The organism is Nocardia sp. NBC_00416, from assembly GCF_036032445.1.
Lineage (GTDB): Bacteria > Actinomycetota > Actinomycetes > Mycobacteriales > Mycobacteriaceae > Nocardia.
Genome location: NZ_CP107932.1, coordinates 5,154,293 through 5,168,391 on the forward strand (window position 1 = coordinate 5,154,293; position 14,099 = coordinate 5,168,391).

A 14,099-nucleotide genomic window follows, 5' to 3' on the forward strand; every position below is an offset into this window, starting at 1 on the left:
GAACGCATCCGCCGACCGTTCCTTTTCGGAGCGGTCGGCGGATTTCGCGTATCACGACGCAGCAGATTCGCGGCAGTGACACCGGGCAGCCTCGAGTGGCGGATTCCGCAGCGTCACAGCTGGATCGGGCCGATATCGGCGGCCGTGCGGGCCAAGGCGCGGACGGCCGCGCTATCGGCGGTGGAACGCCAGGTCAGCGCCCATTGGAGGTCGGGGGCGTCGGGCACGGGCAGGAAGACGATGCCCGGAGGGCTGTGGTAACGGGCGGCGATCTCGCCCAGCGGGTGGACGCAGTTCCCGGACGCGACCAGCGAAAGGATTTCGTGGAAGGTCTTCGCGACCGGCCCGCGGGGGATCCGGCGACCCTGCGGCGTGCGAGTGGGGACCATGGACGCGACCCAGTACTCGGGGGCGTCGGGGCCGAAGTCGACGACACGATTGTCGGCGAGATCCTCCAGGGACGCCGTACCTCGCTCGGCTAGCGGATGAGCGGCGGACACCGCCAGCACCCGCCGGCCGGTGAGCACGGTGGGGCCGACGGTGAGGTCGGGTTCGAGAACCGGCAGCCAGAGCACATTCACATCGTGTTCCCCGGTGCGCAGTGAGGTGAACGGGTCGCTGCCGTTGATCTCGCCGAACGCGATATCGCTGCCCGGGTAGCGAGTGCGGAATGCGTCTGTCAGAGGGCGCAATTCATATCCGGCGTGCCCGAACACGCCCATTCTCAGCGTCTGGCCCGCGCCCAGGCCCGCCGCTTCGGCACGGGCCAGCGCTTCCTGGAGGAGGTCGTGGACTTGTTGCAGGTCTTGCTGGAGACGCCGGCCGACCGGCGTCAGGCTCACGTGCCGGCTGGTGCGCTCGAACAGGGCCGCGCCGATACGCCGTTCCTGCTGCCGGATGGCCTGGCTGACACGCGCCTGCGATACGTGCAGTCGTGCGGCGGTACGGCCGAAGTGCAATTCCTCGGCCAGCGTCAGGAAGATCTCGATATCACGTAGCTCCATAAATAACTCCAGCGTTATGGATCAGTACACGAAGTTTACGTTGTTCGGTCGGTGGCCTGCGCCGATGCTGGATCTGTCGCCGGGGCAGATCCCCGGTGGAGACCGATAAGAGAGGTGGACCCGATGAGCGACCAGCTGGACATCGCGGACCGGATCGAAGTCGAGGCGTTGTGCGGCGAACTCACCGACGCGGTGATGATGCGCGACTTCGATCGCGTCGCAGCACTGTTCACGCCCGACGCGGTGATGCGGTGGCCGCATATCGACAGGGAGTTCGTCGGCCGCCAGGAGATCCGCGCGGGCATCGAATGGGGGCAGGGACTGTGGGAGTTCTTCATTCAGAACGTTCACCCGGGCATCGTCCGCGTCAGCGGCGACACCGCCATGGGCCGTGCCTACATCGAGGAGTTCGGGCGGATGCACGACGGCAGCTCGCAGCGCAACTACGCCCTCTATCACGACCGTTACCGGCGCACCCCCGACGGCTGGAAGTTCAGCGAACGCGAATACGAGGTCAGGTACTTCGATTCGACGCCGCTGCCCGGCTCGCCGCTCCCCACGAACCACTGACACATAAGGAAGCACCCGTGAATATCGGTATCTGGATCGCGACCGTATTGCTGGCACTCGTCGCACTGGCCGGCGGAATCAGCAAAACATTCGTTCCGAAGGAGAAACTGGCCGCTCAGCACGGCGGCGAATGGACCCGGGACGCCAGTGCCGGGTTCATCAGAACCCTCGGGATCCTCGAACTGCTCGCCGCCGCCGGTTTGATTCTGCCCGCGGTACTCGATATCGCACCGGTCATGGTCGCGGTAACCGCGACCTGCTGGGTACTGCTCATGATCGGCGCGATGATCACCCATGGCAGGCTCGGCCAGTTCAAGCTGGTGCTGCTCAATGCCGTTTATCTCGCGTTGGCCGCCTACGTAGCGTGGGGCCGCTTCGTACTGGAGCCCTTCAGCTGAGCACCGCGTTGCCGCGCAACAGCACTCGATCCGCTCGTCAGCTGATCGGCGTCGGCGACCCCACCGAGGACACTCGGATCGCGGGGGACCTGTCGATCTCAGCTGACCAGCGGATCCCTCAGCTGTCTCACGGGATGCACTGCGGCTCGAATCCCGGTTCCATGGCATTTCTTCGGACGGTACCGGTCCGGTCCTTCGGCCGCGCGTTATCGCGAGATGCGGGCTTCGATGCCGTCGAGGAGGAAGTCGAGGCCGGTGCGGAAGGTTCGGTCGGCGTCCCAGTGGGCCGCGTCGCGGATGACCGTGGCCAGCGCGGGAAACCGGCCGGTTGCGAGGGTCCGCTCCAGATATGGCCCGAAGGTGGCCTGCCATTGCCTCTTGTCCATTCCGGTGGCCCGCTCGGCGCGCCGCTCGGTGATCTCCCGGCGCACCACGCCGACGACATACGCATTGACCGCGTCGACCACCGGCATGACGCTGTCCACATCGACGCCGCCCATCGCGGCCACCACAGCCTCTCCCCGTGCCAGCGCGTGCGGCCCGAGCTGGGGCCGCCCGCCGATCAGGTCGGCGAACCATTCGTGCTGGTGGGCGACCGTCCGGGTGGTTTCGGCAAGGGACCGCAGCACCTCTCGCCAACCGTCTCCGGTCGGCCGCATCTCGGCGTAGATCGCATCGACCATCAGGTCGAGCAACTCCTCCTTGGTGGCGATGTAGCCGTACAGCCGCATCGGCCCCACATCCAGTGCGGCGGCGACCTTGCGGAGCGACACCGCCGCCAGCCCGTCCGCGTCCGCCAGCCGGATCGCCGCTCGGACGATCCGCTCCCGGCTCAATGGGGCCGGCACCGGTCTATCCGGCGGCTCCGGCCGCTCCCACACCAACATGCAGCTGACGATATAGCGCCTGGCGCGATACAGTGTATTGGCTAATGCAGTGTATCGGAAGGCTGACCATGACCATCACCATCGTCGGAGCCGGACTGGGCGGCCTCGCCCTCGCCCGGGTGTTGCACGTGAACGGAATCGACGCCGTCGTGTACGAACGTGAAACCTCGCGCGCCGCGCGCGGTCAGGGCGGCATGCTCGACATACATTCCGGGCAGCGCGCGCTACGTGTGGCCGGCCTGATCGATCAGTTCCACGCGATCGCCCGCGGCGAAGGGCAGGACATGCGCCTGCTGGAGCCGGACGGCACCTTGCTGCTCCAAGAGGACACGCCCGAGGACGCCCCACTCGCTCGACCCGAGGTCGACCGCGCCGATCTGCGCAACCTGCTGCTGGATTCCCTCCCCGAAGACATGGTGCGCTGGGGGCACGCGTACGAATCCGCCGACAACGGACTGCTGCACTTCGCCGACGGCAGCAGCGCGACCTACGACCTACTGGTCGGCGCGGACGGCGCGCAGTCCCGGGTGCGCGCGCTGCTCACCGACGCCCGCCCGGCGCATATCGGTCAGAACGTCGTCGAGGTCGGCATTCCCGATATCGACCGCACGCACCCCGACCTCGCGGCGAGGGTCGGGCGCGGCAACTACTGGGTCCTCGGCAACGGACTGTCCCTGGCGGCGCAGCGCAACGGCGACGGCCGTGTTCGCATCGGCCTCAACTTCTACAACACCGCCGAGGACTGGTTCACCACCAGCGGGATCCCGTTCGACGACCCGGCCGCCGCCCGGGCGCGGCTGATCGAACTGCTGCCCGGCTGGGACCCACGGTTCACCGCACTGATCGCGGCCTGCGACGACACGGTCGTGCCGCGGTCGATCACCACTCTCCCGGTCGGCCTGACCTGGGCGTCGAGCCCTGACCTCACGCTGGTCGGCGACGCCGCGCACCTCATGCCGCCGGCGGGCGAGGGTGCCAACATGGCGCTGTTGGACGGCGCCCTGCTCGGTCTCGCGCTGGCCGCGCACCCGGCCGACCGTTCCGCCGCCGTCGAGGAGTACGAACGCGAGATGTTCGAACGCACCAGCGCTGCCGCCCGGATGTCCGCGCAGATACAGGAAATCCTGACATCGCCGGACGCCAGCCGGCGAATGCTCGCGTTCTTCCAACCGGGCTGAGAACAACCGAGAAGGCGATACGCACCCGGGTGACGTCTCCGGTGGGCGCGCTGCCTCGTCGTCCGGTTGCGTCACCGAGCAACTAGAATCCGGGTCGGCGTCTATGGCCGGTCGGGGAGGCCCGGCCGAGACGGGAGGGTTTACCGGGCATGACTGGTTCTCCGCACAGTTCCGGTGATCAGCCGAGGGTGAGCGATGCCGATTCCGCTGTCCGGCAACAGGATCGGCCGACAGACGGCCGGTCGATCCCGGACACTCGCATCCCACCCGTGTCGGGTTCCGACTCCGGCCCACACGTTTTCGGCTATCAGCAAGGCGGTCAAGGATATCGGCCGCAGCAGCAACTTCCGCCGACGGCGTATCCGCCGCGGCCGACCGGTCGCGGCACATCGGGGCTGATCGTCGCCGGTGCTGTCGGGGCGGCCGTGGTGGTGCTATTGATCGGTGTGGTGGTCGGTGTGATCCTGGGCGGCCGAGATGACGAAATTGTTGCCACCGCTGGGCCGGAACCGGCGACTTACTCGATGAGGGGGGTCACCGATGCATGCGATCTGGTCGATCCCACGCCGTTGACCAGGTGGGCGTCCACGCCGCGTCCCGATCCTGCCCATGAGCAGACTCCGGCGTCCGGCAACTTCGGCAACCTGCAGTGCAGTGTCTACTACGACAATTCGACCGGCGACGAGTTTCCGATGAACACCGCCGCAATGAGGGTGTGGGCCGACGTTGTGGACGGCTCTGCCGCGCGAAAGTACGACCACTGCACACGCACGACCGCCGAACTCGCCGATAGCGGTTCGGAGGTGACGTCCGGGGAGTTCACCGGAATCGGCACCCGGGGCTACTGGCAGTTCGAAGCCGACAACTTCGGTGGCATCGTCGACGCCGAATACGGGGTGTGCGTATTGGACGGTGGTGTCGCGGTGCAGGTGCAGATCGAACTCTCCCGTGAGAAGGATTCCCCGGCGGTGGGTCGCGACGAACTCGATACGGTCGCCAGGGCCCAGGCCCGCAAGGTGCTCGACGGACTGCGGCAGAACTAGAAAGACCAGCCTGGTGGAGACTGTTCAGGGACTACTCGGCCAACGGCACAGTAGGATCGGCGCGGCATGGAAGGTCGGCGGGGAGCACGTCGAGGAACGGAAGGGTCGCGGGAGATGACGGACCCTCGACACGGGCCCGACCGGCCGCTCGCAGGCAACGCCGATCCGACTGCACAGCAACCACATTTCTCGAAGGGCGAGGAGACACACCCCGTCACCGGGTACGGTCGGCCCGGACAGGGATACCAGCCGCCGCCACCGCAATTCGTACCCGCACCGACCGGCCCCGATAAGGCGGGCCTGATCGCCGCCGGTGTCGTCGGGTCGGTGGTGTTGCTGGCCGCGGGTGTGGTGATCGGCGTCATCATCGCCGGTGGCGGCAGTGAACCTCGGCCCGCCGCTGACGCGGCGTCCTCCAGCACCCCAGCGAGGCCATCCCCTATCCCCACCACTACACCGCCCCCGGCAGCGGCACCGGGAACGTATTCGATGAACGGGATCGCCGATGCGTGTGACCTGGTCGACCCCAGTCCGTTGCACAAGTGGTCGTCCGCACCGGACCGAGCGCCCTACCACCACGAAACTCCGCCGACTGATGACCGCCCCGGCCGGCTGTCATGCCAATTCACCTACAAAAGCCAGTCCGGTGACGGCGTCCACTGGAATCAAGCCGCCATCGACCTCGAGGTCGAGTTCACCGCCGCCGGAGCCGCACCTGCCTATGACGAGTGGAAACACGAGGACACCACCGGGCCCGGAGCGAATTCCGGCGAGGTCACCGAAATCGGCTCCCAGGGTTACTGGCACACCGCGACGTCGGACTCCAGCGATACCACCGGACTGGACTACGTCGTGGGAGTGCAGGACGACAATGTCTCGCTGCGAGTACGAATCCCCGTACTGCGCCAGCACGGCGAGCCTCCGGTGAATCCGGACGAGCTCGGCGTGATCGCCCGGAACCAAGCCCGGCAGACTCTGGACGGACTGAAGCGGCGGTAATCAGGCCGCAGCCGGTCAGCCGCGGGCCATATCGACGAAACGCGACAGATGCAGCTGATGGGCGACTGTGATGGTCGCCGTGGGCCCGTTACGGTGTTTGCCGAGGATCAGATCCGCTTCACCGCCGCGCGGATCGTCACGCTCGATCGCGTCCGGCCGGTGCAGCAGGATCACCATATCCGCGTCCTGCTCGAGCGAACCGGACTCACGTAGATCCGAGACCTGCGGTCGCTTGTCGGTGCGCTGCTCCGGGCCACGGTTGAGCTGGCTGATCGCCACCACGGGAACTTCCAGTTCCTTGGCCAGCAGCTTGAGATGCCGAGAGAATTCGGAGACCTCCTGCTGGCGCGATTCGACCTTCTTGCCGGAGGTCATCAGCTGCAGATAGTCGACCACCACGAGCTTCAGGTCGTGGCGCTGTTTGAGCCGCCGGGCCTTGGCCCGGATCTCCATCATGGTGAGGTTCGGCGAATCGTCCACGAACAGCGGCGCTTCGCTGATCTCGCTCATCCGCCGTGCGAGTTTGGTCCAGTCGTCATCGCTCATCCGCCCGGATCGCATATCGCCGAGTTTGATCTTGGCCTCGGCCGACAGCAGGCGCATCACGATCTCGGTCCGGCTCATCTCCAGCGAGAAGATCACACTCGCCAGCCCGTGCCGGATCGAGGCACTGCGCATGAAATCCATTCCCAATGTCGATTTTCCGACACCCGGCCGAGCCGCGACGATGATCATCTGACCGGGGTGCAGACCGTTGGTGACCTCGTCGAGTTCGGTGAACCCGGTGGGCACACCGAGCGAGATTCCACCGCGGGAGGCGATGGAGTCGATCTCGTCCATGGTGGGCTGGAGCAATTCCTCGAGCGGAAGGAAGTCCTCGGCTGTACGGCGTTCGGTGACCTCGTAGACCTCGGCCTGGGCGCGGTCTACCACTTCGGCGACGTCCTGGCCGTCGGCGCCGGCGTAGCCGTACTGCACGATGCGGGTTCCCGCTTCCACCAGCCGCCGCAGGATCGCCTTCTCGGCGACGATCTCAGCATAGAAACCCGCGTTCGCCGCGGTCGGAACGGTCTGCGTGAGCGTCACCAGATACGGTGCGCCGCCGATCCGCTTCAGCTCACCGCTGCGGTCCAGGCCGGCGGCCACGGTGACCGGGTCGGCGGGTTCACCTCGACCGTAGAGGTCGAGGATGGTGTCGTAGACGGCCTGGTGGGCGGGCCGATAGAAATCACCGGAACGCAAGACCTCGATCACGTCGGCGATGGCATCCTTGCTGAGCAGCATGCCGCCGAGCACCGATTGTTCGGCCGCCATGTCATGGGGCGGCTGACGCCCGAAATCCTCGCCGGGCGGCTCCGGGGGGAAGTCCGTGTGCCCGCGGTCATCGACGACTGCCATCCGACTCGACCGTCCTCTCCTTCAGACCGGACGCACCCTTAGACGACCGGTTCTACCCCACGGGTCCGACAATGTCGCTTTGTCGGGTGCCGGAGTGCCGGTGACCAGTGGTCAGGCATACCAGCTATCACCCAGATAGATCCGATCCGCCGCGCCGCGCCGGGATATCGCCGATGGTGCTGCGATGAACGTAGGCGAGGTTCTATCCACATGCCAACCAGTGCTGTGCACAGACCTGTGGATAACCTGGGGATAGTTCACCTCAGGTTGTGCACAACTTGTGGATAACTTGGGGAAAACGCAGGTCAGCCGCCAGAAATATCCAGCTAGATCGGGATTTCTGCGGTCAGCGCAGTGTGGATAAACAAAGTGTCGGCGTGTCGGAGATGTTGAACATCCGGGCGTGTTGAGTTAACAGACAAGCGAACAGATATGAGCTGGGTCACATTACGTCCGGTTGGTTTTGTGATTGATCCACAGGACTCACATCCTGTGGATAAGACACGCGGAGCCGAAACGGGCACGGACAGCGGCAACGCTGGCGCCCGCCAGCACTCGAATGCTGGCTAATAATCAGCAAATCATGGCTAGCTGTGACAGTACACAGCCAGCCGGAGATCACGTCCGTCCGTGGGCGAACGAACGTGATCTCCGGCTTCGGGTGCGTATCGGGGCCGGATCAACCGGCGGCCACGACCTCCAGCGCGAACTTCGCGGCGACGTCCGGGTGCAGATGCACGGTCACCTGATGCTTACCGGTGGCCTTGATATGCGACTTCGGCAGTTCGATGCTGCGCTTGTCCAGAACCGGGCCGCCGGCCGTCTTGATCGCGGCGGCGACATCGGACTGGGTGACCGAACCGAAGAGCTTGCCGGTGCCCGCTGTCTTGACCGACAGCGAGACCGCCTCCAGGTTCTCGATGGCCTGCTTCAACTCGTTGGCATGGCCGAGGTCGCGCACCCGGCGGGCCTCCTGGGCCCGTCGGATTCCGGCGACCTGCTTCTCCGCGCCGCGGCTGGAAGCGATGGCCAGCCCACGGGGCAGCAGGTAGTTACGGCCGTAGCCGTCCTTGACCTCAACTGTGTCGCCGGGAACGCCGAGGTTGTCCACATCGGCAGTCAAAATGAGCTTCATTTGCTTGACCGACCTTTCTCAGCGAGCCGTCGAGACGTAAGGCAGCAGCGCCATCTCACGCGAGTTCTTCACCGCGATGGCGATATCGCGCTGGTGCTGTACGCAGTTGCCGGTAACCCGGCGAGCCCGGATCTTGCCGCGCTCACTGACGTACTTCCGCAGCAGCGGAACGTCCTTGTAGTCGATGTTGACGATTCCGGTCTTGCTTTCTTTGCAGAAAGTGCAAGCCTTCTTCTTGAGCACCTTTTCGCGCGCCGGTGCCTTGGCCATTTGCGTTCACTCCGTATTCTTGGTGGCCCGCCGTCGCGGGCCGGTGCGGGCCGTCTCAGAACGGCGGTTCATCATCCATCCGGCCGCCCCCGAAGGAGCCGGCCGCGGGCGCGCTACCCCACGGGTCTTCAGCTGCGCCCTGCTCGGATTTTCCACCGCCACCGTTGCCGGCGTTGTAGTTACCACCACCGCCGCTGTTGGAACCGAATCCACCGCCGCCACCGCCACCGCGACTGGTCTTGTTGACCTTGGCCGTGGCGTATTTCAGCGAGGGACCGACCTCATCGACCTCCAGCTCGACGACTGTGCGCTTCTCGCCCTCGCGGGTCTCGAAGGAGCGCTGCTTGAGTCGTCCGCTGACGATCACGCGGGATCCCCTGGTCAGGCTTTCGGCGACGTTCTCCGCGGCCTCGCGCCAGATATTGCAGCGCAGGAACAGCGCCTCGCCGTCTTTCCACTCGTTGGTATTACGGTCGAAAATGCGGGGCGTGGAGGCCACGGTGAAATTGGCCACCGCCGCGCCCGCGGGCGTGAATCGAAGCTCGGGATCGGCCGTCAGATTGCCGATGACCGTGATTACCGTATCGCCTGCTGCCATGGGGGTTCCTCCTGCTCGGTGTGCAGTCCGGGTGTACTCGCCTGTTGCGCTAGAGCCTAGAGACAGGCTCCGACGAATCGGCGGTACCGCCGGAACTACTTGTCGTTGCGCAGAACCTTGGTGCGCAGCACCTGCTCATTGAGGCCCAGCTGGCGGTCGAGTTCGTTCACCGTGGCGGGCTCCGCGGTCAGATCGACCACCGCGTAGATGCCTTCGGCTTGTTTGCGAATCTCGTAGGCGAGGCGCTTACGGCCCCAGATGTCGACCTTGTCGACCTTTCCGCCCTCGGTGCGAACAACACCGAGCATGGTTTCCAGGGACGGCCCGACAGTGCGCTCGTCCATGCTCGGATCGAGGATGACCATCACTTCATAATGACGCACGAACCAATCACCTCCTGTGGTCTGTGATCGGCCACGGACGGTCCGTGGCAGGAGGTCGTCGCGTCAGCAACCGGGCAAGAGTACCCGAGCGTGCGGTCCGGAATGAAATCGATCTTGCCCGGCCCGTGCGGCCCGCTCACGGCAGCCTCGGGCAGGCTTCCCACGATCGATGGGCGGCCGGTCTCCGATCCGCTCCGAACCCCGATGATCTGGCTGTACTCCCACCTCGCCGACGGCCGGCAAGGATTCGACCGCGGCCCGGGTAACGCCCACTAGGGTGTCGTTATGTCGATCGGACCGGCCACGGGTGTGTTCGGGGCCGGTCGCGCTTCCCGTCTCTCCGCCGTGATCACCGTGATGCTGCTGTGCGGCGTCACCCTGGCTGTGGCTTTTCTCAATAAGGCGCGCTGCGCCGGATCCCCGTTTCGCTCCGACGGACGCAGTGCCGCTTTCGATTCCGTCAAGGACGCCCGAGTCTGTTATTCCGATATCCAGTTCCTCTGGCTGGGCCGCGATATCGATCAGCACATCTTTCCGTACGTGCACGGCGGGATCACTCCGGACGGCACCCTGACCGGCGGGGCCGTGGAATATCCGGTGCTGAGCGGCCTGCTGATGTGGCTGGGGGCGCTGGGGGCGCACAACGACGCGATCTTCCTACTGCATTCGGCGCTGCTGCTGACACCGTTCGCCCTGCTCACAGCCTGGTTGCTGACCCGGCTCGCGGGCCGGGCCGCGCTGCTGTGGGCGGCGGGGCCGCCCCTGGTTCTGTACGCGTTCCACAACTGGGAACTGCCGGTGGTGTGTACGACCGTGGCGGCGGCCGGGGTGATGGCCCTCGCGCCGTTTCCCCTGCGGGCTCGCGGAGCGCTGGCGGCGATGCTGCTGGGACTGGGATTCTGTTTCAAGATCTATCCGGCGATCTTCGTGATCCCGCTGGCGCTGTATGTACTGACCGGCGGCGACCAGCGCGACACAGGTCCTGGGAGCGCCCGGCTGGACGTGCGGGGCGCACTGGGCACGGTTGCCGCCGCGCTGGGCACGGTGGTGGCGGTCAATCTCCCCTTCGCGCTGGCCGGCTACGACGGCTGGCGCGCCTCGATCGAATTCCAGCAGCAGCGCGAAGCCGATATCACCACGAACTCGATCTGGTATTGGGGTCTGCGACCGCTGTTCGGCTCGGATCCGCTGAGTAGCGCCGCGTTCTCCGAGACGGTGGCGATCGCCTCACCGACGCTGATCATCACGTCGTTCGCGATCGCGCTGTGGGTGGGCCGGCGGCGGTTCGCGGAGACGGGAGTCTATCCGTGGCTGGGTGTCAGCGGGGCGATGCTGTGCGGGTTCCTGGTCTTTCACAAGGTGCATTCGCCGCAGTACACGCTGTGGTTGATCCCGTTCCTGGTACTGCTGGCGGTCCCGTGGCCGGTGGTGTGGAGCTATCTGGTCGCCGATATCGCCATCGGCGTGGGCGTCTTCCGCTATTTCTACGCGATGGGGACGGGGCATTCGGTCGAGTTGATGGAGGCGGTGGTGCGGTTCGGGGTGTGGGGCCGGGCCACGCTGCTGGTGCTGTTGTTCTCCCTCTTCCTCAAGGTCCCACTGCGCGCGCCGCGCGCACACGGAGTGGAGATCGGGAGTCGCACGGCCGGGTCGGGGCGGCCGGTTCCCGAGGCGCGCGGTTGAATCGGTTCCATTAAAACTAGAACGTGTTACATTCAAAGTGTGACACCCGTCGGGATCGTGCGCACCGCCTGCCGTTACCTGCGGTACGCGGCGCTTTCGAGCGCGGAGGGTGGCAGCGGACGAATCAGCCGCCGCGCGGCATTATGTAACTTGTTCCAGGCATAGGGAGAGCAGCACCGCCATGCGTACCGATATCTGCGACCGGCTGGGGATCGAGTTCCCCATCTTCGCCTTCACCCACTGCCGCGACGTGGCGGCCGCGGTCAGCAACGCCGGCGGTCTCGGCGTACTCGGCGCGGTCGGATTCACCGCCGAACAGCTGGAGGTCGAACTGGCCTGGCTGGACGAGCACGTCGGTGACAACCCCTACGGGGTCGATCTGGTGATCCCGTCCAAATACGAGGGCAAGGGCATCGACGGCCTCTCCCCCGAGGAACTCGAGGCAGAGCTGGCCAAGCACGTGCCCGAAGGGCATCGCGAGTTCGCCGAGAAGATCCTCGCCGACCACGGCGTCCCGAAGCTGCCCGAAGAAGAAGTGCATCCGCAGCTGCTCGGCTGGACCGCCACCACCGCCGGACCGCAGGTCGAGGTGATCCTGCGGCACCCGAAGGCGAAGCTGGTCGCCAACGCGCTCGGCACCCCGCCGCCGGAGTTCGTCTCCCAGATCCAGGAGTCCGGGCGGCTGATCGGCGCGCTGTGCGGTTCGGTGAAACACGCCCTGAACCACAAAGCGGCCGGGCTGGACTTCGTGGTCTGCCAGGGGACCGAGGGCGGCGGCCACTGCGGCGAGGTCTCCTCGCTGGTGCTGTGGCCGCAGGTGATCGATGCCGTGGGCGACCTCCCGGTCCTGGCGGCCGGCGGTATCGGCGACGGCCGCCAGGTCGCGGCGGCCATGGCGATGGGCGCGGCGGGCGCCTGGACCGGCTCCATCTGGCTGACCGTGGAGGAAGCGAATGTGCCCCCCGCCCAGATGAAGACCTATATCGACGCCACCAGCCACGACACCATCCGCTCCCGCGCCTGGACCGGCAAACCGGCCCGCATGCTGCGCAACGATTGGACCGACGCCTGGGAGTCCGCCGAGAACCCGGATCCGCTGCCCATGCCGCTGCAGATGATGGTGGCGCTCGACGGCGTGAAACGCGGCCACCGGTACCCGGAAGCCGCCAAGGATGTGAACTTCAATCCGGTCGGCCAGGTGGTCGGCATGATGAACAAGATGGAGCGCTCCGCCGATGTCATGAGCCGCCTCGTCGAGGATTACGTGACGGCCTGCGAACGACTGAACAAGCTCAACGGCTCGATCTGAGTTCGAGGCGCGGCGGCGGGGTGGACGTCCGGCCGGATTGTCCCGGCCGGATCCCCGCCCGCACGCGGCGTCGGCCCGACGCGGACACCGGCCCCGTCCCGCCGGGCCCGACAACTTGTCACGTCGCCTTCGCCGGGCGGCCCCGGCGCGATTCGCGCCCTAGGCCATCGTGATGACGACCTTGCCGAACGGGTCGCCCTCTTCGAAATGGCGAAAGGCGTCGACGGCCCGCTCGAACGGGAACACCCGATCGAGCACCGGGCGCACGCCGTGTTCGTCGAGCGCGCTGTTCATGGCCTCGAAATCGGCGCGGCTGCCGACCGCCGGACGCCGCAGGGACAGATATTTGGCGCCCAGCGGGTCGGCGAGCCCCTGGCCAGTCGGCGCCGGGAAGGCCCCGATCAAGTTGACCCGTGCGTTATAGCCTGCCGCGGCCAGTGATTTCGGCAGGGTGGGCATACCTACCGCGTCGATGACATGCTCCACGCCTTCGCCTCCGGTGAGTTCCAGGACCGCGCGCTCCCAGTCCGGAGTCGCGCAGCGGTCGACGACCTCGTCGGCGCCGATCTCGCGCAGCCGAGCCGCTTTCTCCGGCGACGAGGTGATCGATACGACCCGTGCGCCGAACATCTTTGCGTGCCGCACCGCGAACAGAGCGACGGGGCCGGTTCCCACCGTCAGCACCGTCTCGCCCGGCGCGACCGGGGTGGGCGTAGCGATGCCGGCCCAGGCCACCACGCCCGCACAGGTGAGGCAGGCGGCCTCCGCGTCGGTCAGATGCTCGGGTGGATGGACGACGGAGTCCTCCTCCAGCACGATGTAGTCGGCGAGCCAGCCGTCGAAGTTCGCGCCGTACTGCTGCGAGCCGAGCGCGTGGGTCTGACGGCCGTCCACCCAGTGCACGAAATACGTGCCCGTCACCCGGTCGCCGATTTCGGCGCGAGTCACCGTGTCGCCCTTGGCGATCACCTCGCCGACGCCGTCGACGAGTGGAACCGCGCCCGGTCGCATGGGCACCGGGTAGGTGCCCGCCATGAGCAGGAGATCCCTCCGGTTGAGCGAGGCCGCGCGCACCCGCACGACAACCTGGGCGGGCCCGGGTTCCGGAATGTGCTGGACACGGGTGGTCAGGCCGTCGCGGCCGCGCCGCGGATCTACTCGATAGGCAATGGCATTCATGGTGCGAGCATGTCCGCGGCCGGTACATCGCGCGATTCCCCGCAGGGAATGAGCGCGCCGGAAAT

General features: G+C 66.4%; 15 protein-coding genes. 7 read left to right on the forward strand and 8 right to left on the reverse strand.

The features are described from left to right. Positions 1-113 precede the first annotated feature (113 nt). Entirely contained in the window at positions 114-1,004 is an 891-nt protein-coding gene (locus OG804_RS22155) for a LysR family transcriptional regulator (protein ID WP_328389468.1), read from the reverse strand. Between the two features lie 123 nt (positions 1,005-1,127). Here OG804_RS22155 and OG804_RS22160 point away from each other — a divergent pair, with 123 nt between their 5' ends. Further along, positions 1,128-1,574, forward strand: coding sequence for a YybH family protein (locus OG804_RS22160; protein ID WP_328389470.1), 447 nt, complete (start codon positions 1,128-1,130; stop codon positions 1,572-1,574). 17 nt (positions 1,575-1,591) lie between these two features. Next, positions 1,592-1,972: a DoxX family protein gene (locus OG804_RS22165; RefSeq protein WP_328389472.1), complete on the forward strand. Its 381-nt coding sequence runs from the start codon at positions 1,592-1,594 to the stop codon at positions 1,970-1,972. 206 nt (positions 1,973-2,178) lie between these two features. Here OG804_RS22165 and OG804_RS22170 read toward each other — a convergent pair whose 3' ends face one another. Next, positions 2,179-2,859, reverse strand: a complete 681-nt coding sequence (locus OG804_RS22170) for a TetR/AcrR family transcriptional regulator (RefSeq protein ID WP_328389474.1) — start codon at positions 2,857-2,859, stop codon at positions 2,179-2,181. Positions 2,860-2,927: 68 nt separating this feature from the next. Here OG804_RS22170 and OG804_RS22175 point away from each other — a divergent pair, with 68 nt between their 5' ends. From OG804_RS22175 to OG804_RS22185, 3 genes are all read left to right on the forward strand, one after another. Beyond that, positions 2,928-4,037, forward strand: coding sequence for an FAD-dependent oxidoreductase (locus tag OG804_RS22175; protein WP_328389476.1), 1,110 nt, complete (start codon positions 2,928-2,930; stop codon positions 4,035-4,037). 269 nt (positions 4,038-4,306) lie between these two features. After that, complete coding sequence (locus OG804_RS22180) at positions 4,307-5,080, forward strand: hypothetical protein (RefSeq protein WP_328389478.1); 774 nt, start codon at positions 4,307-4,309, stop codon at positions 5,078-5,080. Positions 5,081-5,194: 114 nt separating this feature from the next. Beyond that, positions 5,195-6,079, forward strand: a complete 885-nt coding sequence (locus OG804_RS22185) for a hypothetical protein (RefSeq protein ID WP_328389481.1) — start codon at positions 5,195-5,197, stop codon at positions 6,077-6,079. 15 nt (positions 6,080-6,094) lie between these two features. On the opposite strand, the gene dnaB is transcribed toward OG804_RS22185, so the two are convergent. The 5 genes from dnaB to rpsF all read right to left on the reverse strand — a co-directional run bounded on the left by dnaB (position 6,095) and on the right by rpsF (position 9,863). Next, entirely contained in the window at positions 6,095-7,477 is a 1,383-nt protein-coding gene (gene dnaB, locus OG804_RS22190) for a replicative DNA helicase (protein ID WP_328389483.1), read from the reverse strand. Between the two features lie 679 nt (positions 7,478-8,156). Next, on the reverse strand, positions 8,157-8,612 hold the full coding sequence (gene rplI / locus OG804_RS22195) for a 50S ribosomal protein L9 (RefSeq protein WP_328389485.1): 456 nt from the start codon (positions 8,610-8,612) through the stop codon (positions 8,157-8,159). An 18-nt stretch (positions 8,613-8,630) separates the two neighbouring features. Beyond that, the gene (gene rpsR / locus OG804_RS22200) at positions 8,631-8,882 is read right to left on the reverse strand and encodes a 30S ribosomal protein S18 (RefSeq protein WP_058856132.1); all 252 of its coding nucleotides are present in this window, start codon (positions 8,880-8,882) and stop codon (positions 8,631-8,633) included. Between the two features lie 55 nt (positions 8,883-8,937). After that, entirely contained in the window at positions 8,938-9,480 is a 543-nt protein-coding gene (locus OG804_RS22205) for a single-stranded DNA-binding protein (RefSeq protein WP_328389489.1), read from the reverse strand. Between the two features lie 95 nt (positions 9,481-9,575). Further along, on the reverse strand, positions 9,576-9,863 hold the full coding sequence (gene rpsF / locus OG804_RS22210) for a 30S ribosomal protein S6 (RefSeq protein ID WP_328389491.1): 288 nt from the start codon (positions 9,861-9,863) through the stop codon (positions 9,576-9,578). A 285-nt stretch (positions 9,864-10,148) separates the two neighbouring features. Here rpsF and OG804_RS22215 point away from each other — a divergent pair, with 285 nt between their 5' ends. Both OG804_RS22215 and OG804_RS22220 read left to right on the forward strand, forming a co-directional pair. Then, the gene (locus tag OG804_RS22215; RefSeq protein ID WP_442941599.1) at positions 10,149-11,546 is read left to right on the forward strand and encodes a glycosyltransferase family 87 protein; all 1,398 of its coding nucleotides are present in this window, start codon (positions 10,149-10,151) and stop codon (positions 11,544-11,546) included. A 181-nt stretch (positions 11,547-11,727) separates the two neighbouring features. After that, complete coding sequence (locus tag OG804_RS22220) at positions 11,728-12,855, forward strand: NAD(P)H-dependent flavin oxidoreductase (RefSeq protein ID WP_328389493.1); 1,128 nt, start codon at positions 11,728-11,730, stop codon at positions 12,853-12,855. A 159-nt stretch (positions 12,856-13,014) separates the two neighbouring features. On the opposite strand, the gene OG804_RS22225 is transcribed toward OG804_RS22220, so the two are convergent. After that, the gene (locus OG804_RS22225) at positions 13,015-14,034 is read right to left on the reverse strand and encodes a zinc-dependent alcohol dehydrogenase family protein (protein WP_328389495.1); all 1,020 of its coding nucleotides are present in this window, start codon (positions 14,032-14,034) and stop codon (positions 13,015-13,017) included. Positions 14,035-14,099 lie beyond the last annotated feature (65 nt).